Genomic DNA, 24,289 nt, shown 5'->3' with positions numbered 1-24,289 from the left:
ACGCACGCGTAGAGGGGCCGTCCGCACCGGACGGCCCCTCTTTCGCATCCCCACGCTTTCGTCAACCACCGCCGAGACCAGCGGTGTCCGCAAACGAAAAGATCCCGCCGGATCGGTACGATCCGGCGGGATCTTGCTGTGGAGCTAAGGAGAATTGAACTCCTGACCTCCTGCATGCCATGCAGGCGCTCTACCAACTGAGCTATAGCCCCTTGCTTTGTTCCGCCCGGTTTCCCCGGCGGCGACGCCAACATTACCGGGCGACCCTGTGCAGCACCAAATCGTTTCCAATCGACACCGATACGCACACTAATGTCGGATTCCGCGACCGTGATCGCGCCGCCCCGCTGCCGACCACCTGCCCACCGTTCGCGGCCCCGTATGGCATGAACTGCACCAAATCGGCACCAAGTTGGTGTGGTCCGCCCCGGCCGGCCTCAAGCCGTGACGAAGGAATAGAAGCGCTTGAGCGTGCAGTGCTCTTCAAGGAGACGGCCGTAGATCGGCTCACCCTCGAGTTCACGGTAGGTCTCGATCGGGTCGCCTTTTATGATCAGCGCCCGCGCGCATTCCTCGCACCAGTACTGGTAGTCGGGGTTCACCGGTTCCATGTCACGGACGATCGGCGTTCCGCTGCCGCACCAGTCGCACTTTCGCCTGTGTGCACCCATCGATCAGCTCCAGCTGTGGCCGCAGGCCGTGCACACGTAGGAAATTCCGCCGTTGTCGCCGAGAAGCTGGGCGACATGGGCGGAGCCGCAGGAAGGACAGCTGAGGCGGGTGATCGTATCCCGTGTCAAAGCTGCTTCGAAGAGGTCACCGACCTCCTCGAAGATGCTCGCAGGCATCGCTACTCCCTCCCGTCGGGCCGCGCCCCCTTCCGGCCGTTTGATTCTGCCACGGCCGGACCAATACGGTCAGCGACGCCTCAGTACCAGTCCGGACACGGCAGCCTCCGCAGCCGTACGGACCGTGTACACATGCACCCCAAAGCGCCTCATGAGAGGTATACGCCTGGCGGGGCCCGAGTGACTCAAGCCGGACCCGAACAGTTCGGCGAAGGTCGATGCCGCGCACGAACCGGCCGCGCCGACCCGGCCGTTGGTCCGGGCGCCCGCCGTGGATACCAGAAGATCCCGCCGATCGAAGTGATCGGCGGGATCTTGTTGTCTCGCTGTGGAGCTAAGGAGAATTGAACTCCTGACCTCCTGCATGCCATGCAGGCGCTCTACCAACTGAGCTATAGCCCCTGGTTCCTCCCCGCTTGGCGGGGCGAACAAGAAGAACTTTAGCCTGCGACCTGCCGGAAAGTGAAATCCGGGTGGTCGGCGTCAGTCGTCGTCGCCGAGCACGGGCTCCGGCAGGGTGCCGGCGTTGTGCTCCAGCAGACGCCAGCCGCGGGCCCCCTCGCCCAGGACGGACCAGCAGCAGTTGGAGAGGCCGCCGAGGCTCTCCCAGTACCGGGGCTCCAGGCCGAGGAGGCGGCCGATCGTCGTACGGATCGTGCCGCCGTGGCTGACCACGACGAGCGTCCCGTCGTCGGGGAGCTTCTCGGCGTGCCGGAGCACCACGGGCGCGGCGCGGTCGGCGACCTCGGTCTCCAGTTCGCCGCCGCCACGGCGCACCGGCTCACCGCGCTTCCACGCGGCGTACTCCTCGCCGTGCCGGGCGATGATCTCGTCGTGCGTCAGCCCCTGCCAGACGCCCGCGTAGGTCTCGCGCAGGGCCTCGTCGTGCGCGACCTCAAGGCCGGTGAGCGCGGCCAGCTCGGCGGCCGTGTCGGCGGCGCGCTGGAGGTCGGAGGCGATGATCGCGTCCGGCTTGAGGCTGGCGAGCAGCCTGGCGGCGCGGCGGGCCTGGGAGACGCCGGCCTCGGTGAGGGCGACGTCTGTGGAGCCCTGGAAGCGGCGCTCCACGTTCCAGGAGGTCTGGCCGTGCCGCCACAGGATGACGCGGCGGCCCCGGCCGGGCCTGGCGGCCTCACTGAAGGTGCTCACCGCCACTCACCGTCCAGCTCGGCCGCCTCCTCGGCGGCCTGGAGCTTGGCGTGCTCCGCCGCCTTGCCGCGGGTGGCCTTGGCGTCGTCGGGCAGCTCCAGCTCGGGGCAGTCCTTCCAGAGCCGCTCCAGCGCGTAGAAGACGCGCTCCTCGCTGTGCTGGACGTGGACGACGATGTCGACGTAGTCGAGCAGCACCCAGCGGGCCTCACGGTCGCCCTCGCGGCGGACCGGCTTGGCGCCGAGCTCCTTCTGGAGCCGCTCCTCGATCTCGTCGACGATGGACTTGACCTGGCGGTCGTTGGGCGCGGAGGCCAGCAGGAAGGCGTCCGTGATCGACAGGACGTCGCTGACGTCGTAGGCGATGATGTCGTGCGCGAGCTTGTCGGCGGCTGCCTGGGCGGCGGTGTGGACAAGCTCGAGGGAACGGTCGGTAGCGGTCACTACAAGGCTTTCGGTCGGCGGACACTTGGCTTCAATCGACCTCAAGGGTCTCACGGACCAGTGACAGCACCCCACGTGATTACCGGCTCACGTGGGGTGGCCTGCGGTGATGTGCGGGCTGCGGCTACGAGGACGACGGTTCGTAGTCCTGGCCCAGCACCACCGAGACATCCGCGTTCCCGGACACCTCGCCCTTCTTGACCGCGCCGGCGGACAGGCCGAGGGTCTTGGCGACCTCGGTGGCGTTGGCCTTGTCGGCGGCGTCGGCGTAGACGACCTCGGACGTGGCCTCGGCGGACGCCGTACCGCCCTCAAGGAAGGTGAAGCCTCCGTTCAGCAGCACGACGCGGGCCTTCGCGGTGTTGTCCTTGACGCCGCTGGCGTTGCGGATGGACACGCGGACCGCGGCGTCCTTGTCGGGGCTCTTGGCGGCGCCACCGAGGACGTCCTTGACGACGGCGGCGCTCGCCTGGGCGCTGAGCGTGCCGTCGGTCTGGACGGGCAGCATGGCCGTCTTGTAGTCGCCGCCCTTGGCGAGCTCGGCGAGCTTGGCGAGGAACGCGCCGAGATCCTTGTCGGTCAGCGGCGGCTCGATGATCATCCCCAGCGTCTGCACGGTGACGGTCGCGCCCTGCGTGTCCGAGGTGAGCTTGCGCAGCATGGCCTGCATGACCTGCCCGAACCGCTCCAGCTGGGCGTTCTGGGCCTCGCCCGAGGCCTGGTAGGTGGCGTAGGCGACGGCCATCTTGCCGCTGAGGGTCTGGCCCTTGCCCTTGCGGACGAGGGGGGCGGCGCCCTTGGACTTGGCTTCCGGGTCGGGCACGTCGGCGTTGGTGTCGACCTCGATGTTGCCGACCAGGTCGACGAGGTTCTGCAGATACGGGGTGTCCAGGCGCCAGGTGCCCTGGATCTCGGTGCCGAGGACGGTGTCGATCGCGTCGCGCGTCCCGGAGGAGCCGTCGTCGTCGACCGACTTGGCCAGGGTGGTCGTGCCGTCGTCGCCGGTCAGGGCGAGGGAGTTCGGGAGGAGGACGGTGGTGCCCTGATTCGTGGTGGTGTTGTCGACGAGCAGCGCCGTGGAGGTGCCGCCCTTCGTGGTGTTGTGCAGATGGACGACGATCACGTCACGCTTCTGGGCGCCCACGGCCGTCGCGGTGCCCTCCTTGCTGTCGGACGACGACAGCCCGGGCAGCTTCCCGGCGTACCAGAGGTAGCCGGCCCCACCGGCCGCGACGACCGCCAGGACGACCACGAGCGCGATCACACGCGCGCGTGCCCGTCGCCGGGCCTCCTCGCGGCGCTCGGTGCGGTTCTCGGTGAACTTCAGCCAGTCGATGACGTCCTCGGAGTCACCGTCGGGCTCCTCGACGAAGGCGAACTGCTCGGTGCGGTAATCCCGGTCGCCCCGGTCCTGGGCCTGCGGTTCCTCGACCGGCCCGGCCTGGTGCGGGATGTAGGCGGTCTGCTCGGCGACGCGGTGCTGCTGTCCGCTGGTGGCGGTACGCCCATACGGGTCGTAGGGCGGCGAGTGCGCGCCGGCCTGCTGTGGGTGCGTGCCGGTGCCGTACGGGTCGTAGGAGGGCGTGGCCGGCTGCTGGCCGGTGTCGCCGGTCCCGTAGGGGTCGTACGGCGTGGTCGGCTGCTGCCGGCCGGTCGCGTACGGGTCGTAGCCGTAGCCCTGCTGTGCGTACGGGTCGTACTGGTGCTGGGGCGCCTGCTGCTGCGCCGGGATCTGCCGGTAGACCGGCTGTCCGTACTCGTCGTAGCCGACGAGTTCGTACTGGTCGGCCTCGTATCCTGCGGCCCCCGCGTCGTATCGGTCGTTCACCGGTCGCCCCTCTCGGCTCACTCGCCTCACTCGCCGCGGTACAGCTCGCGCTTGTCGATGTAGCGCACGACTCCGTCCGGCACCAGATACCAGATGGGGTCGCCCTTTGCGACTCTCGCGCGGCAATCGGTGGACGAGATGGCCAGTGCGGGAACCTCGACCAACGACACGCCGCCCTCCGGGAGCCCGGCGTCGGTGAGGTCGTGGCCGGGCCGGGTGACCCCGACGAAGTGCGCGAGGGAGAACAGCTCCACCGAGTCCCGCCAGGTCAGGATCTGCCCGAGGGCGTCGGCGCCGGTGATGAAGAACAGGTCGGTGTCGGGGTTGAGCGCGCGCAGGTCGCGCAGGGTGTCCACGGTGTACGTCGGGCCGCCGCGGTCGATGTCGATACGGCTGACGGAGAACTGCGGGTTCTCGGCCGTGGCGATGACCGTCATCAGATAGCGGTCCTCGGCCGGGGAGACGTGCCGGTGGCTCTTCTGCCACGGCTGGCCGGTGGGCACGAACATGACCTCGTCGAGGTGGAACTGCGCGGCGACCTCACTGGCCGCGACGAGGTGGCCGTGGTGGATCGGGTCAAACGTTCCGCCCATGACGCCGAGGCGGCGCTTGCCGGGGTTCGACGGGCCGTTTCCGGGGCCGGTAGGCATGTCCTGCTCTCCCATGCGTGCAGACCCTACCGGCCCCGCCTGAGGGCCCAGGCCTGTCCGTGACTCAGCGGTCGCGGTTGAAGCGGGTGGTGATCCACAGCAGGAGCAGCAGGATGACGAAGGCGCCACCCCCGGTGAGCAACGGGCTGATGCTGTTGTGGTTGCCACCGTGCTCCTCGCCCTCGGCGGCGAGGGTGACCAACTGGGCAGCGGCGCTGTGGAAGCTCATCTTCGGCGTGACCTATCGGGTGTGGGCGGGATAAAGATGTCGGCCCATCGTAAGCGGGCGCCATGACGGGGATCACGCCGACTCCTCCGTTGGGGCGCCCGGGACGAGCGGTGGGGAACCTTCCCGCGGGCTCAGTCGTCCTTCTGCCTGTAGCCCCGCAACAGGAACCACGCGGTCAGCACACAGCCCACGACCATCACGATCAGCACCACCCGGAGCAGATTCCCCGCCCCCTGCTGCTCGGCGGCGTTCGCTGCCTCGGTCAGCCAGGCGGCTGCGGGGTTGTGCTCCATGACGCGGAACTCCTTCGCTGTAGTGCCCGTCCACGGTAACTCCGCCTAGGCTGGGCTCTGCTTCGGGGGCGCAAAGGGCTGAACAAGGCTCCGCAAAGGGCCGCACAGAGCCATTCAGACGCACATGGGGGAAGACATGTCCGACGGCCACGAGCACCACGGGCACGAGAACGTACCGAGCAGGCAGCGCAGGCGTTTCCCGGGGATCTCCTCGCGTGCGTACGAACACCCGGCGGACCGCTCGGCCCTGGTGGCCCTCCGGAAGCTCAGCGGCTTCGACACCGTCTTCAAGGCCCTGAGCGGCCTGCTCCCCGAGCGCAGTCTCCGGCTGCTGTTCCTGTCCGACTCGGTCCGGGTGTCGGAGCAGCAGTTCGCGCACCTCAACGACATGCTGCGGGACGCGTGTTACATCCTGGACCTGGAGAAGGTCCCGCCGATGTACGTGAACCAGGACCCGGTGCCGAACGCGATGTGCATCGGCCTGGACGAGCCGATCATCGTGGTCACGACGGGGCTGCTGGAGCTGCTCGACGAGGAGGAGATGCGGGCGGTGGTCGGCCACGAGGTGGGCCATGCCCTCTCCGGCCACTCGGTCTACCGCACGATCCTCCTCTTCCTCACCAGCCTGGCGGTCCGGGTCGCCTGGATCCCGTTGGGCAACATCGCGATCATGGCGATCGTGACGGCGCTGCGGGAGTGGTTCCGCAAGTCGGAGCTGTCCGCCGACCGCGCCGGCCTTCTCGTCGGCCAGGACCTCCAGGCCTCGATGCGCGGCCTGATGAAGCTCGCGGGCGGCCACCATCTGCACGAGATGAACGTGGACGCGTTCCTGAAGCAGGCCGAGGAGTACGAGGCGGGCGGCGACCTGCGCGACTCCGTCCTCAAGATCCTGAACGTCCTGCCCCGCTCCCACCCCTTCACCACGGTCCGCGCCGCCGAGCTGAAGAGGTGGGCCGAGTCCCGCGACCACCAGCGGATCATGGACGGCCACTACCCGCGCCGCTCGGAGGACAAGGACACGTCGGTGACGGACTCCTTCCGCGAGTCCGCGTCCCACTACGCCACCCACGTGAAGTCCTCCAAGGACCCCCTGATGAAGCTGGTCACGGACATCGCCGGCGGCGCGGGAGACCTGGGCGGCCGGGTACGACGCGGTTTCGGCGGCTTCACGGGTACGGCCCCCAGAGACGCCCCCACGGATGAGCCGCGCCGGGACGACGACGGGGACAACGCCTGACGGCCACCTGTGGCTTTTGCAGCGGTTTCCTCGCCCCCGCCGCCCCTACCCGTCCCATCCTCCTGGGGCTCCGCCCCAGACCCCGCTCCTCAAACGCCGGAGGGGCTGTATTGCCCCGCCATCCCGCCCCCCCACCCACCCGCATGGGCTTCACCGACCCAGGCATCATCCAGCCCGTCCGGCATTCGAGGACGAGGCCCCTTCAGGGCCGAAGCGGGGTCTGGGGCGGCGGGGGCGGGAAAACTCCCCGATCACACCTTCGGCTGTGATCCCGCCGCCAGCGACCCGCACAGCGCCGTAGCCCCACCCGTGGCATAGGGGTCGGTCCCCGCGGGCCCGCCCGCCTTGGCCGTCTGCCCCGCCAGCAGCGGATGCAGCCGGTTCGTCGAGTCCTCGGCACAGGACAGCGGCCCCGCCTGGACATAGGAGACGACCAGCTGGGTCTGGTGCAGCCGCAGGTCCTCACGGTCGAACCGGAAGTGCAGCTCGCGCCGCACGGTGAACAGCGAGGCCTCGGCCGCCTTCTCTCCCGCGTCCCGGGCCTCCGCCGCCACCGCCCGCAGGGCGTACACGAAGGTGTGATCGGCCGTGACCTCCAGCGTGGAGGAGTCGGTCTCCACGGCCTGGAGCGTGCCCTGCACCCGGATCCTGCGGTCGGCCAGCTCGGCCTGGGAGGCGTCGAAGCGAACCAGCCACCCGGTCGGCGCATGCCGCCCGTCCGCGGCCGGGTGCCCGAAGCTCTGGTCGAACTGGTCCAGTTGGTCGGGGTCCAGCAGCACCCGGACCGCACGGACCTGGTCACCGGTCAGCACCTCGGGATACAGCGAGGACCGCACGATGTAGTCCTTCGCGATACTCAGCGCGTTCGTCACCTGACTGTCCGAGAAGTGCGCGGTGCGGCGGGCGGCGGGCAGCGGGATGCCCTCCGCGCCGATGCGGAACTGAGCGGCGGGACTGTGCGCGTACAGGTACCCCGTGTCGGTCGCCCCGGGCACCTTGCCCTGCGGGGCGAGCGGGATGACGGTCATCCGGAGGGGCTCGGCGGGCGGCCCGGAGTTCGCGGGCGTCTGGTAGGGGTGCCGTACACCCATGTAGATCGCCGTACCGAAGGCCACGGCGATCAACAGGACCAGGATCAGCGCCTGCCGGGACAGCCCCCGGCGCATGGGTGGACGGCGGCGTACGGCGGGCGCGTGGTCGGCCAGGCGCTCCTGCGCGGAGAACTCCTGGAGGCGCGCAGCACGGACGAACGACTCGTCGAAGACGACGGATCGGTACTCTTCCTCGCCACCTCCGGGACCGCCCTCGGGTGTCCCCTCAGGTGGGTCTCCTGGCCCTCCCATACCTTCAGGGTAGGTCGCCGAGAGGCCGGGTAAACGCCCTGCTGCACGACAAGTTCTGACAGGTTCTCACCAGGATGGACGGGCCGCCCCGCGTAGTGCTCAGGCCCTCGGTCGAGTTCCGGTCAGGGCGTGCGCGGCGTCGCCGAGGCGGCCGGCTGCGAGTAGTCGGCGGATGCCGAGGGAGACGCTCCGGTGCCCTGTTCGAGCCCCGTGGACGCCGGCGGCGGGACCTGGTCCCGGGAGTTCGAGGAAGCGCCCCGGTAGACCGCCGTGAAGGCCAGCGCGACCATGCCGATGCCCATGACGAGGGCGAGCATCCAGGCGACGGGACGGTGCCAGCGGACCTGCTTGCCGTACGTCCCGGGGGCGCCGTAGCGATCCTCGAGGATGTCCGAGTCGTCCAGATCGTCCAGCTCCGGGTCATGACCGAAAGCGGCGCGGCCCTCGGGGCCGTACGCCTCGTCGTACCGCTCGCCCCGGCCGTGCGCCCGGCGGGCCTCCGCCTCGGAGGCCTCCGCTCTCGCCTGGGCGGCGGCCAGGAGGCGCTCGACGGCGGTCGGCTCGTGCACCACGGCCGCCCGCACGAAGGCCTCGTCGAAGACCACGGAGGCGAACTCTTCGTCCGACACCCCGCGGTCGTGGTCGTCGTCGGGCTCCCAGCCGTCAGGGAACGGCGTGCCCCCCACGTCCTCCGGCACGGATCCAGAGTAGTCCTGGGGGGTCAATTTGGGCAGACGGTATGGAAATTCATCTGGCTTGTGCGACACCTCGGGTGCGGCACGGAAGCAGTGGGGGGCGCGTGTCAGACGCATATGCCCCGGCCGCGCGCCCTGCGCCGCCGAGCCTCCCGACGCGCCGCCGACAAGCCCCCGACGCGCCCCGGCGGAGGGGATCCCTCAGCGCCGTACGTGCCCGTCCCCGGTGACGATGTACTTCGTGCTGGTCAGCTCCGGCAGGCCCATCGGCCCTCGGGCGTGCAGCTTCTGCGTGGAGATGCCGATCTCGGCGCCGAAGCCGAACTGGCCGCCATCCGTGAAGCGGGTGGAGGCGTTCACCGCGACCGTCGTGGAGTCGACCAGCTGGGTGAAGCGGCGGGCGGCCTGCTGGGAGGTGGTGACGATGGCCTCGGTGTGGCCGGAGGTCCACAGGCGGATGTGCTCGACGGCCTTGTCCAGCGAGTCCACGACCGCGGCGGCGATGTCGTAGGAGAGGTACTCGGTCTCCCAGTCCTCCGCCGTGGCCTCCACGACGGTCGCCTTGGAGTCCTTGGCGTACGCCAGCACCCTTTCGTCGGCGTGCACGGTCACCCCGGCCTCCGCGAGGGCGTCCAGGGCGCGCGGCAGGAACTCGGGGGCGATGTCCTGGTGGACCAGGAGGGTCTCGGCGGCGTTGCAGACGCTGACGCGGTGGGCCTTGGAGTTGATCAGGATCTCGATCGCCATGTCGAGGTCGGCGTGGGCGTCGACGTAGACGTGGCAGTTGCCGGTGCCGGTCTCGATGACGGGGACGATCGACTCCGTCACGACGGTCTGGATCAGCGAGGCGCCGCCGCGCGGGATCAGCACGTCGACGAGCCCGCGGGCCCGCATCAGCTCGCGCACGCTCTCGCGGCTCTCCCCGGGCACCAGCTGCACGGCGTCGGCGGGCAGCCCGGCCCCGCCCACGGCGTCCCGGATCACCCGGACGAGTGCGCTGTTCGACTCGTGCGCCGAGGCCGAGCCGCGCAGCAGCACGGCGTTGCCGGACTTCAGGCAGAGGGCGGCGGCGTCGACGGTGACGTTCGGGCGGGCCTCGTAGATGATCCCGACGACGCCGAGCGGGACGCGGACCTGGCGCAGGTCGATGCCGTTGGGGAGCGTGGACCCGCGGACGACCTCGCCGACGGGGTCGGGCAGCGCGACGACGTCCCGCACGTCGGAGGCGATGGCCCGCACGCGCTCCGGGGTCAGGGTCAGCCGGTCGATGATCGCCTCGCTGGTGCCGGCCTCGCGGGCCTTGGCGATGTCCCTGGCGTTGGCCTCGACGATTTCGCTCGTACGGACTTCCAGCGCGTCCGCGATGGCGAGCAGCGCGTCGTCCTTCTCGGCCCGCGGCAGCGGGGCGAGGTCGGCGGCGGCGGACTTGGCGCGGTAGGCGGCCCGGTTGACCGGGGACATGGAGTCGTACGGCGAGAGCGTGGTCATGAAAGAAGGGTAGTGCGACTGCGAGGCAGGTCCAGCGCTCGTTCCAAACCCCGAGACAAGCCCCAGGGGCCACTCAAGTTACTCAAGACGCACAAGGCACCCAAGCCGCTCAGTGCACGCAAGACCGGTCAATAGGGGTGGACGCCTACGGGGGTCGCCGGCGGCTGCCCGTACCCCTCCGCGATCCGCTGGTGGTAGGTCTCGCGGTCGATGACCTCCAGGCCGACGATCTCCCAGGGCGGCAGCCCCGCGCTCTGCCGGTGCTCGCCCCACAGGCGCAGGGCGACGGCGGCCGCGTCATGCAGGTCGCGGGCCTCTTCCCAGTAGCGGATCTCGGCGTGATCGTTGGCATACCTGCTGGTCAGCAGAAAGGGATGGTCGTGGGCGAGCTGTTCGAGGGCGCGCCGCACCTCCTTCAGCGGGGCCTCCTTGCCGGAGACGCTGAGGGTGACGTGCCACAGGCGGGGCAGATCCTTGGGCTCCTCGTACCGGTCGCCGGCCGCGACGCTCGTCAAGGCGCGCTCCTCACCGGCCGCGCGGGACGAGCCCCCACCGGCACTGCGGGACGCCGTCCCAGGGCGCACTCGTCTCACGACGGCCTCCTTTACGCAGTGACCGACTCGGTGGTCGTGCGGAATGTCCCTGAGACAAAGTTGAGCAGGCCGCAAGGGCTCGCGGGGCGGTTTTGCGGAACGTCCACCTCAGGGCGACTTCCCTCGCAGGGCGTTCACCCTGTTTTCGGCCGGGGGTCCGGGGGGGTCGGCCCCCGGGGCAACACAGCGCGGAACGTCCACCTCAGGGCGACTTCCCTCACAGGGCGCTCACCCTGCTTTCGGCCGGAGGCCCGGGGGGTCGGCCCCCGGGGCAACACAGCGCGGAACATCCACCTCAGGGCGACTTCCCTCGCAAGGCGCTCACCCTGCTTTCGGCCGGAGGCCCGGGGGGTCGCGCGGTGCTCAAGGCTGGAGGATCACCAGGTCGTCCCGGTGCACGACCTCACGCTCGTACTCCGCCCCCAGCTCCCGCGCCAGTTCCCGTGTCGACCGCCCGAGCAACTGGGGAATCTCCTTGGCGTCGAAGTTGACGAGCCCGCGTGCGACCGCGCGACCCGCGCTGTCGCGCAGCTCGACGGGGTCGCCCGCGCTGAACTCGCCCTCGACGGCGGCGATGCCGGCGGGCAGCAGCGACTTGCGGCCGTCGACGACCGCTCGTACGGCGCCGTCGTCCAGCGTCAGTGAGCCCTGCGGGGTGGAGGCGTGCTGTAGCCACAGCAGGCGGTCGGCGGAGCGTTTGCCCGTGGCGTGGAAGTACGTGCCGGTGTCACCGCCGTGCAGTGCCTCGGCCGCGTGAATCGCGCTGGTCAGGACCACCGGGATGTCGGCGGCGGCCGCGATCCGGGCGGCCTCGACCTTGGTGACCATGCCGCCGGTGCCGACGCCGGCCTTGCCCGAGCTGCCGATCTCGATGCCGGCGAGGTCGGACGGCCCGCGCACCTCCGCTATCCGCGACGTGCCGGGCTTGCTGGGGTCGCCGTCGTACACGCCGTCCACGTCGGACAGCAGCACCAGCAGGTCGGCGCGGACGAGGTGGGCCACCAGGGCGGCGAGCCGGTCGTTGTCGCCGAAGCGGATCTCGTCGGTGGCGACGGTGTCGTTCTCGTTGACGATCGGGAACGCGCCCATCGCCAGGAGCTTGTCCAGGGTGCGCGAGGCGTTGCGGTGGTGGGCGCGGCGGCTCATGTCGTCGCTGGTCAGCAGCACCTGGCCGACGCGGACGCCGTAGCGGGCGAAGGAGGCGGTGTACCGGGCGACGAGGAGACCCTGGCCGACGCTGGCGGCGGCCTGCTGGCGGGCCAGGTCCTTGGGGCGCCGGCGCAGGCCCAGCGGGGCGAGTCCGGCCGCGATGGCTCCGGAGGAGACGAGGACGATCTCCTTCTCCCCGCCGCTGCGACTCTTGGCGAGGACGTCGACGAGCGCGTCCACGCGGTCGGCGTCCAGGCCGCCGGACGCGGTGGTCAGCGACGAGGAGCCCACCTTGACGACGATCCTGCGGGCCTCGCGCACACCCTGCCTTGCCCCTGCCACCTGTGCTCTTTCCCTCGCGTCCGTCCGGTTCCCTGTCCGGCAATCTACGCGAAGTGGATCGTGCGGCGCGCGGGGATTCCAGCCCCCGGACAGAACGCGGGGCAGTCGGGCGGTGACGGTTCGCTCACGCGTCGCTTACGGCAAAAAGGTTGCGTTGGTTGCCTGTAGAAACAACGACAGAGCAAACATATTTTGAACGCCGTGTCACACCAAGCTCACGATGCTCACCAGGCTCACCGCGGAAGCGGGAAGCGCCTCCTTCTCCGCTCGGGCAAGAGCCCCTACGACGTCGTTTCCGTGGAGGAGGCCCTCCACCGGGACGTCATCGCCACCAACTCCGGCAACCTGATCTTCAGCGACGCCACACACAAGATCCTTCAGACCCCGCACACCGAGGTCGTCTCGAACGGCATCCGCACCGACGTCTCGGCGGCGGGCCGGATCAACGAGGAGTACGACGCCTTCGTCATTCCGCTCGCCAACGCGTTCCGGCCGTCGTTCGAGGCGCAGTTGAAGCGGCTGACGCGGCTGATCGGCAAGCTGCGGATCCCCGTGGTCGTGGTGGGCGTCGGCGCGCAGGCCGGGCTCGGCTACAACGCGGCACGGCTGAAGGGCATCGAGCCCGCGGTGCGCGAGTTCGTCTCCGCCGTGCTCGACCGCAGCGCCTCGATCGGGGTGCGGGGCGAGTTCACCGAGAAGTACCTGAAGGACCTGGGCTTCCGGGACGTCGAGGTCATCGGCTGCCCGTCGCTGTTCCTGTACGGCAAGGAGCTCACCGTCACCAAACGGGAGCCCGCCCTCGGCGCCGGCTCCCGGATCGCGGTCAACGGCTCGCACAGCGCGGTGCGGTCGCAGGGCCTGGACCGGGTCATCACCCGCGCCCACGCGCGCTATCCGTACCTGCGTTTCATCGGCCAGAACATCAGCGACGCACGGCAGTTGCACTGGCGGGACCTGTCCGACCCGAACGGTCTGGTGACGGCGATGCCGACGCATCCGGAGCACCCGATGTACCGGGAGGACAAGGTCCGCGTCTACGTCGACCCGGTCACGTGGATCGACGACCTGCGCGCGTTCGACTTCTCCTTCGGCTCCCGCATCCACGGCAACATCGCGGCGCTGCTCGCGGGCACACCGGCGACCGTGCTGTGCGGTGACTCGCGCACGCTGGAGCTGTGCCGCTACTTCGACATCCCGCACCGCCGGATCGACAAGCTGCCCGAGGACCTGGACCCGGCGGCGCTGTACGCGGAGGCCGACTTCGGTGCACTGATGAGCGGCCACCAGGAGCGGTTCGAGCGGTTCACGGGGTTCCTGGACCGCAACGGCCTGGAGAACACGTTCACGCACGGCGACGGCGGCGCCGCCTTCGACGCACGCATGAAGTCGCTGGCCTTCCCGCCGGGCGTGCGCCCCTGGAACGACGCCGACCTCACCTCGCTCACCACCCGGTTCGGCTGGCTGCAGAGCCGTATCGGCGAACTCGCCACGGACAACGACCGGTTGCGGCGCGAGCTGTCCCGTGCCGCCAAGGGCGGCGCGGCGCTCCCGGCGGCGTCCGTCTACCGCCGGGCGCGGCGCGTGGTGGGCGGCCCGATCCGGCGGGCGCTGCAGTCCGGACGGTAGGGGCGGCGATTCCGCGATCCCGGTCACTCCCGGCCCCCAGGACACATGCGTGTCGTCTGCAGGCCGCCGCGCGTTAACCCGGACGCACGACGTCCCGCGCCGACCTTGGAGTGACCGCGTTGCCCGCACCACCCCTGCCCCGCATCCCGGCGAGAGCGCTCGTCACGGCTCTCCTGGCCGCCGCCTTCTGCGCCCAGGCCGTGGCGGCGCTGCGCCCGCACGTCCCGCTGCTGCTCGCCGCGACGGTCGTGTCGCTGGCCGTCGAGGGCGTGCTGTTCCGCTGGCAGCGCGGCATGCTGTCGGTGTTCGCCAAATCGCACGCGGACATCACCGTGCGGCATGTGCTGCGGGACCTGCTGCTGGTCGTCGCGCTGCTGCGGCTCGGCGAGCAGCACCGGGAGACGCTGTACACGCCGCTGATCGCCGGTCTGCTCGCCTTCTACGCCCTGCACTGCGCGATCCAGGCGGTCTCGGTGCTGGTCCGCCGCACCCGCACGCTGCCGGTGGTCACCCGCAACATCGACGCCTCCGCGCTGCGCCTGTCCCCCGCCCCGCCGATCCTGCTGCGCCGCCCCGGCCACCGTCTGCTGGTCTTCGGCCTCCCGGCCACGGCGGGCCTGCTGACCACGGCGGCCACCGACGACCCCCGCTGCGCGGCCCTCGGCATCGCACTGTCCCTGGGGCTCGCCCTCCTCGGCCTGTACGACCTTCTCGTACGGCTGCTGCCGAGCCGTCGCCCCGCGAGCGAGCGGGAGGCGCTGGAGTGGCTCGACGCCTGGCTGGCGGAGTACCGGCCGACGGCCGGACTCTACTTCTCCGGCGGTGTCTCCTCGGCGTACCAGGCGAACATGTGGCTGGAGCCGCTGGCGAAGCTGGACGGCCGGCCGCTGATCGTGCTGCGTGAGCGGTTCATGGTGCAGAAGATCGCGCCGACCGACGTGCCGATCCTCTGCCTGCCGAAGGTCTCCACGCTGATGCGCCTGGAGGAGTCCTCGCTCCAGGTCCTCATCCACCCCTCGAACTCCGGCAAGACCTCCCAGGTCCTGCGCATCCCCACGCTCAAGCACACCTTCGTCAACCACGGGGAGAGCGACAAGCTGTCGTCCTGCAACCCGTACGCGAAGGCCTACGACGAGGTGTGGGTGGCCGGTCCGGCGGCGCGCGAGCGGTACGCGTACGCCGAGGTCGGCGTCGAGGACAAGGACGTGGTGGAGATCGGCCGCCCGCAGTTGGACGGCGTCCTGCCGTACGAGGGCGCGCCCACCGGGGCGTGTACGACGGTCCTGTACGCGCCGACCTGGGAGGGCTGGGACGGCAACCCCGGCAACACCTCGGTGGTCGAGGCAGGCGAGAACCTCGTACGCGCGCTGCTCGCGGACCCGGGCGTACGGCTGCTGTACAAGCCGCATCCGCTGACGGGGTCCGTGGATCCGCGCGCCGGGGCGGCCGATCTGCGGATCCGTGAGCTGATCAGGGCGGCGAACCGGGAGCGGACCGGGGAGCGGCCCAGTGACACCGGTGAACTCGCCCTTCTGACCGCGGAGTTGGACCGGCTGACCGCGATCGCCGGGCGAGCGAGCGCCGATCAGGTGGAGCGGATGCTGCTCCAGTCGGCTCCGGAGCCGGGGCGGGCGGAGGCGGTGGCGCGGGCCACGGCCGCCTGGGAGGAGGCCTACTGGGCGTCGCTGCCCGCGTGGGAGCACCAGGTCATCACCGACGCGCGGCCCACGCTGTACGCCTGCTACAACCAGGCGGACCTGCTGATCAGCGATGTGTCGAGCGTGATCAGCGACTTCCTGGCGAGTGGTAAGCCGTATGCCGTGGCCAACACCAGCGGCCTCGCGGAGGACGTGTTCCGCAAGGCCTTCCCGACCGTGCGCGCGGCGACCGTGCTCACGCCGGACGCGGCCGGGGTGCCGGAACTGCTGGACGCGGTGCGGCACCCCGAGAAGGACGAACTGGTTCAGGCGCGGGCGGAGTTGAAGCGTCACCTGCTGGGTCCGGACGAGCCGACGTCACAGGTGCGCTTCAACGAGGCCGTGCAGTCGCTGTGTTCCGCCTCCCTGGAGCACCGGGCCCGGATGGCCGAGCGGCTGGCGGCGGAGGCCCCCGAGATCCCGGATCAGCGACGCTCCGTCACGCCGCGGCGGCCCGCCCACCCCGCGTAGCCCCGCCCGAGGACCTCAGCACCCGGCGCGCCTTGCGCGCCGCCCGGCGCAGGAACGAGTCCGCGCCGCCCTCCCGGTAGCCGGGGAAGGCGCGGGCCTCGCGCGGTTCGGCGAGGTACACGGAGTCGGGGATCCCCGCCGCCGCGTCCCGGAAGTGCGGGTAGGCGAGGTAGACCCGGCGGCCCTTCTTCTCCAGGAGGGCCGCCGCCTGCTTCTTGGCCTTGACGAACTCCACGACGGGCAGCAGGAGATCGGCGCGCTGGGCGGCGACCAGGTGCAGCCGCAGGCGTTCCTCGACCTTGAGGCGGCGGGCGATGTCCGGCGTCCAGTAGGCGTCCATGAGGGGCTTGGCCAGTTCCAGCTTGTGCTGGCGGACCTTCTCGCTGTCCTTGGCGTACTTGGGCCCGAACTGCGGCAGCAGGGTGATGAGGAACGGGCGGACCATGAGCAGGTCGCGCCGGTCGCCGGCGGGTATGAGCTCGGCTATCAGGTGCATCAGGGCGCGCGCGGAGTCGAAGCGCAGGGTGTAACCGCCGCTCTTCGTCACGTGCTTGCCGTCGTCCCGGCCCACCAGGTAGTAGCAGGTGTAGTCGGCGACCACGGAGACGCCGTCGGCCCGCAGATAGGCCTCCATCGTGAACAGCGCGTCCTCGCCGGTCCACAGGGACTCGTCGAAGCGCATGTTGTGCCGGGTGAGCAGGTCGCGGCGGAACAGCTTCTGCGCGCTCAGCGTGAATTTGATGTTGGAGGAGAAGACGTCGGTCCGGTCCAGCGTCTTGCCCCACATCGACTTGGGCGCGGTGCGGTTGACGCCCTCGACCCGGCCGAGCACGACATCGGTGCCGTTCTTGTCGGCCATCGCGACCATGCGCTCCAGGGCCTCGGGGCCCAGCCGGTCGTCGGCGTCCAGGAAGAACACGTAACGCCCGGCCGCCTTGCCCAGGCCGACGTTGCGCGGGCCGCTGGGGCCGCCGGAGTTCTCCTGCCGGATCACGGTCACGGGCATCGCCGCGCGGGCCGCGAACTCCTCCAGGCACTCCCCCGTACCGTCCGTCGAACCGTCGTCGACGGCAATGACCTCGATGCACTCCGGGTCGATGGTCTGTGCCTCGACGGATGCCAGGCACTCGACCAGATACGGCATCGCTTCGTACGCCCCGATGATCACGGTGACATCAGGCTGCGCAGCGGTCACGTTTCCCCCTCGTTAATGGGATATCTCCCCCGTATCGCCTCATTCGCTACCTGGTAGACGGGTGAGGTGTGCAACCGGTTGCCTAATACCTGTATTTTCGTGACTCACGTCACAACATCAGCTGACATGGGATCACGTTAATCGGGCAACGTAAGAGGCCCGTCAGAAACGGCGCGGCCCCCGAGGATTCGCTCCTCGGGGGCCGCGCCGTCGGCTGTCGCGGGGTCAGGCCGTCACATCGTCCCCTGCCGCCGCCACCCGCTGCGCGGGCACGGTCGCCGGCTCGGCCTCGGCGGCTCCGGCCGCCGCCCGTGACTCCTGGCCGACGTTGCGCGCCTCGGCCTTGATCGCGAGGTTCGCCACGGCGGTGTTGAACTGGTCGATCGACGTCGGCTCGTCCGGGCCGAGCAGATAGCGCTTGAGGTCCCCCCGGTCCTCGGCCAGCGGGTCCGCGGACGGGTCCCGTACTGCGCCCAGCAGCTCGCCCAGCTCGGCCGCGCTGTTGGACAGGATCGTCGCGGCGCGCACCGCGGTGTTCTGCCGCTTGAACTCCTCCACGCCCAGCTCGGCGGAGTCCGTCACGGCGTACGGCTTGCCGCTGGCGATGAAGTCGGAGACCACGCTGGAGATGTCGGAGACCATCGCGTCGGAGACGTTGAAGCAGTCGTACAGACGCGGCTCGGCGCCCGTGATGACGCGGTGCTCGTGGTCGGGGAAGGAGCGCCAGTACGCGGCGTTCCACTCGGCGCGCAGCCGGGCGGCCTCCTCGTGCCGGGCGACGTCGACCAGGCCGTCGCGGGTGGCCTCGGCCTCGTCGCCGCCCTTGCCGTTGCCGTTGGCCTTGCCGGCCAGCTCGGCGAGGCGGGCCTCGATCCGGGCCAGCTCGGCCTTGGCTGCGGTCTGTGTGGCGGCGTCGGCCGTGAAGCGCGGGTCGGTGGCGCGCTCGGTGGCGGCCTGCTGGACCAGGGCGGTGATCCGGCGGTGCGCGGCGCCGGCCTCCTTGCTGACGGTGCCGGTGAAGGGGTGCGGCTTGTACAGGACGCGGACCGGCGGGTCGGCCGCCACCAGCTTCTTCACGATGTTCTCGCCGGCCAGCACGATCGAGGTGTTGCCGGGGTTGCCGTCCCAGCCCTCCCAGGTGGGGGCGTAGAGCACGGTCGGGATCCGCCCCTCCGGCACGCCCTGCCAGGTCTGGATCGGGGCCAGCTGCGGGCGGCCGACCTCGACGATGTCGTCGTCGCGGACGCCGACGTCGGCTATGGCGTAGCGGTCGCGGCCCGCGCGGCCGGCCGTCCACACCTCGTCGTAGACCTTGCTGTACGGGTTGACGCTGGCCAGCTTGTCGCTGTCGCCGTGGCCGATGAAGACGTGCCTCATGGTGGGGACGCGCAGCAGGTGGATGTTCTTGCCGACGTTGGCCGCGTACAGGGCGACGCGCACGTTGGACAGGTCCAGGTTCATCAGGTGCACGCCACCGGGCACGCAGATGACGGGGACCGTGGTGGGCGCCAGGTTGTTCAGGATGACCCGCTCGCGCAGGATGATCAGCGGCTTGGAGTCCAGCTGCTCCATCGTCTCCAGCCACATGTTGACCTGGTAGGCGGAGTCCTTGGAGCCGGAGAAGTACAGCACCGTCTCGGGGCGGTACTCGGCCAGCCAGTCGTCGACCGCGGCCAGGACCTTCTCCGCGTTCGGCGGGGTCTTCGCGCCGCGGACGTAAGGGACGAGCGCCAGCACGTACAGGCAGCCCACGCCCACCGTGACGCCGATGCCGACGAAGCCGGCCACGGCCGACTCCAGGGACGCCGAGACGAGGATGCCGACGACGGCCGCCAGGTCGAGGTGCAGCATCTTCTCCGCGGAGCGGTGCAGCAGCCGGCGCGGCGGGGCGTCCGGGATGCGGATGCGCGAGGCCAGGTCGATGTTGCGGGTGGCGACCGGCATACGGCGGCGGTTGCGGATCAGGGTGACCAGCGCGCCGTGCGGGGCCTGAAGGCCGTAGAAGGCTATGAAGCAGGCGATCGCGCCGTAGTAGATCAGGTCGTCCGCGAGGCCCAGGCGGGCCAGCAGCAGGATCAGCAGGAGCTGTCTGATCAGGAACCGGATCGACAGACCTGCCCGCACCTTGCTCAGGCGGTTGACCAGATAGCTGCTCTTGCGGTGCAGATAGTGGTCCGCCAGGTACGTCACGGCGGCCGCGGCCGCGAAGGCGGGGACGCTCGGGACGAGCGCGGCCAGCATGAGTGCCGGGAAGCCCAGCATCATGAAGGCCGCCGCGGCCAGCTCGGCCGCGCTGCCCACCCGGGCGACGCGAATAGCGGTGGATATCACGGAGAACCTGCTCAGGGAGAGGGGCCGGTCTGAAGGGGGAAGGACTCAGGCCCCTGTGAATTCTTCGTGAACGAAGAATCGCAGAGGCCTGAATTCCATAAGGCTATTAACTGCTGATTATGCCACGCCGTCCTGGCGGTCGAGGACACTGGCCAGCGCCTGCTCGAAGCCGGACGCCTTTCCGGCGGGCGCCGTCGGGTCCTGCTGGCGGACGTCGATCACATGGCCGGTCAGCTCGGAGAGCAGCACGTCGAGCGACGTACGGGCGACGGCCTCGGAGGAGAGCAGGCTGCCCGCGGGCTCCTGGCCGAAGGCCTTGGTGCGCATGGGGGTCGCGGTGCGCTCCGGGTTGATGCAGTTGACGCGGATGCCGTCGCCGGCCCACTCGTCGGACAGGGCCTGGGTGAGGTTCACCATGGCGGCCTTGGTCGAGGAGTACAGGCTGTACTCGGCGCGGCCGCGGGTGTAGCTGCTGGAGGTGTAGAGCAGCAACTGGCCCTTGGTCTCGGACAGGTACTTGTACGAGGACCGCGCGATCTGCACCGGGGCGAGGTAGTTGACCTTCAGCGCCTCCTCGATGGTGGCGTTGTCGGTCTCGGCGAGCTTGCCGATGCGCAGCACACCGGCGGTGTTCACGACGTAGTCGATGCGCCCGGTCTCGGCGTACGCCTTGGACAGCGCGTCGTCGACCTCCTCCGGGTTCTCCACGTGGGTGCCGGTGGTGGAGCGGCCCAGCGCGTACACCTTGGCGCCGTAGGACTCGGCGAGTTCGGCGATGTCCTTGCCGATGCCGTACGAGCCGCCGAAGACCACGATGGTCTTGCCGGTCAGCAGCTGACGGTAGGCCTCCTCGCTCACCTGCTCGGGAGCGGCGGTGGAGGCCAGCTGGAAGAGCTTGTCGGCGATGAAGACGTCGACGGGCTGGGTGACCTTCATGTTGTACTCGTCACCCGCGACGACGTGGATCGGCACGTCCGGCAGGTACTTGAGCACGACGGAGCAGTCGTCCGTGGCCTGGAAGTTGGGGTCACCGGCGGCGACCTCGTAGGCCCGCTTGATCGTGGACAGCTTGAACGCCTGCGGCGTCTGGCCGCGGCGCAGCCGGGAGCGGTCCGGGATCTCGGTGATGAACTCGCCGTCCTCGCCGTGCGTGCGGGTCACGATGATCGTGTCCGCGGACGGGATGGCGACGTCGACGGCCTGGAAGCGCTCCAGCGCCACGACGCAGTCGTCGATCACGCGCTGTGACAGCAGCGGGCGTACGGCGTCGTGGAAGAGGACGTTCAGGTCCTCGCCCTCGGCCAGGCCCTCACCGAGGGCGTCGATGGCGCGCTCAGTCGTCTCGTTCCGGGTCGAGCCGCCCTCGATGATCTTCTTGACCTTGGTGAACCCGGCCTTGGCGACGATCTTCTCGATGTCCGGCACGTATCCGGGCGCCATCAGCACGATGATGTCGTCGATCGAGTCGGCGTTCTCGAAGGTGGTCAACGTGTGCTCGATGACTGCCTTGCCGGCGATCTTCAGCAGCTGCTTGGGGATCGACAGACCCACCCGCTGACCGGTGCCACCGGCCAGGATCACTGCGGTGGTACGGGGCTTGGCTATGTGCTGGGACACAGGTGACCTACCTTGTGGCGACTGGGAACTTGGAAATGGTCCCACTTGGGGTTACCGCAGTGCAAGGTGAGCGCCCCCGGCTGCATATGTGCGCGCAACCTGTCATTCACCTTGTACGCATGGTCATTGTGGAGAGCCTCCCCGAAGGGTCACGGCAATTGCTGTGAGTAACGGCACAGGTTCACCGAAGCCGTAGCCGCTTGAGGCAGCGGTGGCCGAGTACCCGCACGAGTTCCTTCGACGAGGTCTGGTGAACCGTACGCGACTTGGCGGACGCGGTGTGCCGCACGGGCGCCGCGGCCGCCGCGGCGAGGGCCCCGTACAGCGCCTGAGCCGCGGACTCGGGGGTGATGCGCGACTCGGGGGCGCTCGGGGCGGCGGGCTGCGTGGCGGCCAGTTGCACAGCGGACAAAAGGCGCATGTCACCGAGAACCCGCACCCCCGTCCCGCCGATACGCTCCGCGATCTCCGCACCGATCTCGGCAGCGGCCTCGACGGCCCACTGCGGGGTGCGGATCTTCACGTCGCCGGGACCGGGAGTGCACGTGTTCTTCATATGCATCACCGCGCCGTTCCGGACGAGCTGTGAATAGAGCTCCGCGGGCAGTTCATTGGCGCGGAATTCCTTATTAAGATTCCGCAGCATTTCGGTCTCGGCGAGGGTGAGTGAGCGATTCGTCGCGTCCGGAACGGGCCGTAGAAGACGGGCGGGCAGTCCGAGCAGTGCCTCGAAGGTGCGCAGCAGGCCCTCCCGGTCACGGTCGTCGACCACGACGACGGTGACCCGCTCCGGACCGGCCACCCGCGCCCAGCGCTCGACGAGCCGGTCGTGCCGGTGCCGGCGCCAGAAACTGGGGTTGGGCTTCTCGTACGGCGGCTTGGTGAGCATGTGCTCCAGCCAGTCCTCGTAGCCCATGCGCAGACCGTTCTGCACGTACTGCTGCCACTGCGAGGGCATGATCCGCGCCAGTGGGCGCAGCGTGACCAGGACGTGCACGCGGTCACCGCCGAGCTGCTCGACGATCCGCTCGATCGCCTCGCCGTCGGGGGCGTCGGCGAAGAACTCGCTGCTGATCACGGAGGTGCGCCGGCCGGTGGCGCGCACCTGCTCCAGGAGTCGCTCCCAGTGCCGCTCGGTCGGCGCGGTGTCGCCCATCATGCCGGTGCGGGCACAGGCGGCCAGGACCGCTTCCATGGGGTGCCGGTTGGTGGCCGGCCAGGCGACGCCGTGCCGGGCCATCTCGTCCTTCGCCGCGAACAGGGCGCCCTGGATCGCGGTGGTGCCCGTCTTGTGCGGGCCGATGTGCAGCAGCCGGGTCCCGGTGGGCAGCGGGGTGATCACGCCGCCGTTGACCGGCGGTTCATCTCTCGTACAGTCCGTCTCCATGGTCAGAGGACGGTAAGAGGGCTTCCTGAGACTGCCCTGAGAGTGACCTGGGACACGGATGAGTCCCAGGTCCCCACCAGGAGTGAGCGCGGTCGCGAGCGCTATACGACCTCGACGCCCGGCCGTCCCGCCTCGACCCGCAGGTTCGCCAGCGTGCTCGGCGTGGCCGTCTGCTGGCGCACCGTGTCCACGATCCTGACCTGTGCGTCGATGCCGTCGCGGCGGATGTCGAAGAGGTGGTAGCCGCGGTGGGCGTCGAGGAGCTTCCAGTGCGGGTTGTCCGGCAGGCGCGGGTCCCACTCCTTGTGGAAGGCGGCCTGGTCCTGGTCACCGTTGCTGGAGATGGACGTACCGACGAACTCGGCGCCCACCACGGCCGAGTCCGGGTCGGCGTAGTCCTCCTTGAGGTCGCTGATCATCGTCAGGTGGCGGTCGCCGGTGAACACGACCGGGTTGCGGACCTTCTTCAACTCCTGCATCAGGGCGTTGCGTTCGGCCTGGTAGCCGTCCCAGGCGTCGTAGAACCAGAGCTTGCCCTCGCCGACCTGGAGGTCGGTCTCGGCCATCATGATCTGCGAGCCGATCATGTTCCAGCGGGCCGGCGAGTGGCGCAGCCCGTCGAGCAGCCACTGCTTCTGCTCGGCGCCGAGCATGGTGAGCGCGGGGTCCTGGGCGCCTTGCTGGCCGGTGGCCTGGTCGCTGCGGTACTGGCGGGTGTCCAGCACGCTGAGCCGGGCCAGGCGGCCGAACTCCAGGCGGCGGTACATCTGGATGTGCGGACCGTTCGGGATGGCGCTCGCCCGGACCGGCATGTGCTCGTAGAACGCCTGGTAGCCGGCGGTCAGCCGGGCCACGAACGCGTCGTGCGGCTGCTTGTCCGGGTCCTGCGGTATCTCGCCGGCGAAGTCGTTGTCGATCTCGTGGTCGTCGAAGGTGACCACCCAGGGCGCGTTCGCGTGCATCGCGGCCAGGTCCGGGTCGGTGCGGTACTGGGCGTACCGGTTGCGGTACTGCACCAGGCTGTACGGCTCGTCGGTGCCCTCGTGGCGACGCAGGGCCGTGGCCGAGGGCCGCGACTCGTAGATGTAGTCGCCGACGAACAGGACGAAGTCGGGGTCCTGGTCCAGCATGTCGGCGTACGGCGTGAAGTAGCCGTGCTGCCAGTTCTGGCAGGAGGCCAGCGCCATGCGCAGCCGGCCGCCGGAGCTGTGCGGGTGAGGCGCGGTGCGGGTGCGGCCGGTGGGCGAGATCTGTCCGCTCACGCGGAAGCGGTACCAGTACGTCCGCCCCGGACGCAGCCGCCGTACGTCCACGTGGACGCTGTGCCCGAGCTCCGGGCGGGCCTGGGCGACGCCGCGGCGGACCGGCTTTCTGAACCGTTCGTCCTCCGCGAGCTCCCACTCCACGGACACGACGCGGTCGGGCATGCCGCCGCCGTTCAGCGGATCCGGGGCGAGGCGCGTCCACAGCACGATGCCGTCGGGCAGCGGGTCACCGGAGGCGACGCCGAGGCTGAACACGCCGTCGGGCAGCGGGGTTTCGGCGGCCCGGGCGGCGGACGGCAGCCACAGCTGGGCCGAAGCCGCCGCGCCGAGCACCGCGGCTCCGGCGGTCAGAAAGCGGCGTCGGTCGGGCGATACGGATCCGGAAACACCGTTCATCGGCGAACTCCCCTGCC

At 70.0% G+C, this 24,289-nt stretch carries 21 protein-coding genes and 2 tRNA genes; 3 read left to right on the top strand and 20 right to left on the bottom strand.

The features are described 5' to 3' along the window. Positions 1 to 139 precede the first annotated feature (139 nt). The 10 genes from ADK36_RS21425 to ADK36_RS48040 all read right to left on the bottom strand — a co-directional run bounded on the left by ADK36_RS21425 (position 140) and on the right by ADK36_RS48040 (position 5,440). Positions 140 to 212, bottom strand: a tRNA-Ala gene (locus tag ADK36_RS21425). 225 nt (positions 213 to 437) lie between these two features. Further along, on the bottom strand, positions 438 to 671 hold the full coding sequence (locus ADK36_RS21420) for a hypothetical protein (RefSeq protein ID WP_003976229.1): 234 nt from the start codon (positions 669 to 671) through the stop codon (positions 438 to 440). A 3-nt stretch (positions 672 to 674) separates the two neighbouring features. Continuing rightward, positions 675 to 848 (bottom strand): hypothetical protein, encoded by a 174-nt coding sequence (locus tag ADK36_RS48045; RefSeq protein ID WP_107083820.1) that lies wholly within the window; start codon positions 846 to 848, stop codon positions 675 to 677. A gap of 329 nt (positions 849 to 1,177) precedes the next feature. Next, a tRNA-Ala gene (locus ADK36_RS21415) sits at positions 1,178 to 1,250 on the bottom strand. 81 nt (positions 1,251 to 1,331) lie between these two features. Continuing rightward, positions 1,332 to 2,003: a histidine phosphatase family protein gene (locus ADK36_RS21410; protein WP_048583904.1), complete on the bottom strand. Its 672-nt coding sequence runs from the start codon at positions 2,001 to 2,003 to the stop codon at positions 1,332 to 1,334. Next, a complete protein-coding gene (rsfS, locus tag ADK36_RS21405) occupies positions 1,994 to 2,440 on the bottom strand; it encodes a ribosome silencing factor (RefSeq protein WP_048583903.1) in 447 nt (148 codons plus the stop codon). The genes ADK36_RS21410 and rsfS overlap by 10 nt, the downstream gene beginning before the upstream one ends. 124 nt (positions 2,441 to 2,564) lie before the next feature. Further along, complete coding sequence (locus tag ADK36_RS21400; protein ID WP_048583902.1) at positions 2,565 to 4,268, bottom strand: LCP family protein; 1,704 nt, start codon at positions 4,266 to 4,268, stop codon at positions 2,565 to 2,567. Positions 4,269 to 4,294: 26 nt separating this feature from the next. Next, on the bottom strand, positions 4,295 to 4,933 hold the full coding sequence (nadD, locus tag ADK36_RS21395; RefSeq protein WP_048583901.1) for a nicotinate-nucleotide adenylyltransferase: 639 nt from the start codon (positions 4,931 to 4,933) through the stop codon (positions 4,295 to 4,297). A gap of 49 nt (positions 4,934 to 4,982) precedes the next feature. Then, positions 4,983 to 5,147, bottom strand: coding sequence for a hypothetical protein (locus ADK36_RS49565; protein WP_048583900.1), 165 nt, complete (start codon positions 5,145 to 5,147; stop codon positions 4,983 to 4,985). Positions 5,148 to 5,278: 131 nt separating this feature from the next. Beyond that, positions 5,279 to 5,440 (bottom strand): hypothetical protein, encoded by a 162-nt coding sequence (locus tag ADK36_RS48040; RefSeq protein ID WP_048583899.1) that lies wholly within the window; start codon positions 5,438 to 5,440, stop codon positions 5,279 to 5,281. Between the two features lie 124 nt (positions 5,441 to 5,564). Here ADK36_RS48040 and ADK36_RS21390 point away from each other — a divergent pair, with 124 nt between their 5' ends. After that, complete coding sequence (locus ADK36_RS21390) at positions 5,565 to 6,677, top strand: M48 family metallopeptidase (protein ID WP_425315323.1); 1,113 nt, start codon at positions 5,565 to 5,567, stop codon at positions 6,675 to 6,677. Between the two features lie 251 nt (positions 6,678 to 6,928). Here ADK36_RS21390 and ADK36_RS21385 read toward each other — a convergent pair whose 3' ends face one another. The 5 genes from ADK36_RS21385 to proB form a co-directional block, all read right to left on the bottom strand. After that, positions 6,929 to 8,020 carry a hypothetical protein gene (locus ADK36_RS21385; RefSeq protein ID WP_053198649.1) on the bottom strand — a complete coding sequence of 364 codons (1,092 nt, stop codon included), beginning with the start codon at positions 8,018 to 8,020 and terminating at the stop codon, positions 6,929 to 6,931. Between the two features lie 122 nt (positions 8,021 to 8,142). Then, positions 8,143 to 8,718, bottom strand: a complete 576-nt coding sequence (locus ADK36_RS21380) for a hypothetical protein (protein WP_053198648.1) — start codon at positions 8,716 to 8,718, stop codon at positions 8,143 to 8,145. A gap of 198 nt (positions 8,719 to 8,916) precedes the next feature. Continuing rightward, positions 8,917 to 10,203 carry a glutamate-5-semialdehyde dehydrogenase gene (locus ADK36_RS21375; RefSeq protein ID WP_048583895.1) on the bottom strand — a complete coding sequence of 429 codons (1,287 nt, stop codon included), beginning with the start codon at positions 10,201 to 10,203 and terminating at the stop codon, positions 8,917 to 8,919. Positions 10,204 to 10,331: 128 nt separating this feature from the next. Further along, entirely contained in the window at positions 10,332 to 10,796 is a 465-nt protein-coding gene (locus ADK36_RS21370) for a hypothetical protein (protein WP_048583894.1), read from the bottom strand. 363 nt (positions 10,797 to 11,159) lie between these two features. Then, a complete protein-coding gene (gene proB / locus ADK36_RS21365) occupies positions 11,160 to 12,287 on the bottom strand; it encodes a glutamate 5-kinase (protein ID WP_078916432.1) in 1,128 nt (375 codons plus the stop codon). Positions 12,288 to 12,584: 297 nt separating this feature from the next. Here proB and ADK36_RS21360 point away from each other — a divergent pair, with 297 nt between their 5' ends. Then, positions 12,585 to 13,913: a polysaccharide pyruvyl transferase family protein gene (locus ADK36_RS21360; protein ID WP_234329824.1), complete on the top strand. Its 1,329-nt coding sequence runs from the start codon at positions 12,585 to 12,587 to the stop codon at positions 13,911 to 13,913. Between the two features lie 119 nt (positions 13,914 to 14,032). Then, positions 14,033 to 16,081, top strand: a complete 2,049-nt coding sequence (locus tag ADK36_RS21355) for a hypothetical protein (RefSeq protein ID WP_048583892.1) — start codon at positions 14,033 to 14,035, stop codon at positions 16,079 to 16,081. On the opposite strand, the gene ADK36_RS21350 is transcribed toward ADK36_RS21355, so the two are convergent. The 5 genes from ADK36_RS21350 to ADK36_RS21330 form a co-directional block, all read right to left on the bottom strand. Next, on the bottom strand, positions 16,050 to 17,276 hold the full coding sequence (locus ADK36_RS21350; protein ID WP_048583891.1) for a glycosyltransferase family 2 protein: 1,227 nt from the start codon (positions 17,274 to 17,276) through the stop codon (positions 16,050 to 16,052). The genes ADK36_RS21355 and ADK36_RS21350 overlap by 32 nt on opposite strands. Positions 17,277 to 17,501: 225 nt before the next feature. Beyond that, the gene (locus tag ADK36_RS21345; protein WP_053198647.1) at positions 17,502 to 19,577 is read right to left on the bottom strand and encodes a hypothetical protein; all 2,076 of its coding nucleotides are present in this window, start codon (positions 19,575 to 19,577) and stop codon (positions 17,502 to 17,504) included. 147 nt (positions 19,578 to 19,724) lie between these two features. Then, the gene (locus ADK36_RS21340) at positions 19,725 to 21,224 is read right to left on the bottom strand and encodes a bifunctional cytidylyltransferase/SDR family oxidoreductase (protein WP_048583889.1); all 1,500 of its coding nucleotides are present in this window, start codon (positions 21,222 to 21,224) and stop codon (positions 19,725 to 19,727) included. A gap of 181 nt (positions 21,225 to 21,405) precedes the next feature. Beyond that, a complete protein-coding gene (locus tag ADK36_RS21335; RefSeq protein WP_053198645.1) occupies positions 21,406 to 22,611 on the bottom strand; it encodes a hypothetical protein in 1,206 nt (401 codons plus the stop codon). A 101-nt stretch (positions 22,612 to 22,712) separates the two neighbouring features. Further along, positions 22,713 to 24,272 carry an alkaline phosphatase D family protein gene (locus ADK36_RS21330; RefSeq protein ID WP_053198643.1) on the bottom strand — a complete coding sequence of 520 codons (1,560 nt, stop codon included), beginning with the start codon at positions 24,270 to 24,272 and terminating at the stop codon, positions 22,713 to 22,715. Positions 24,273 to 24,289: the final 17 nt, after the last annotated feature.

Source organism: Streptomyces viridochromogenes (assembly GCF_001270495.1).
Classification (GTDB): Bacteria; Actinomycetota; Actinomycetes; order Streptomycetales; family Streptomycetaceae; genus Streptomyces; species Streptomyces viridochromogenes_A.
The sequence above is the reverse complement of the archived record's forward strand: the minus strand, read 5'-3'. Positions and strand labels throughout refer to the sequence as shown.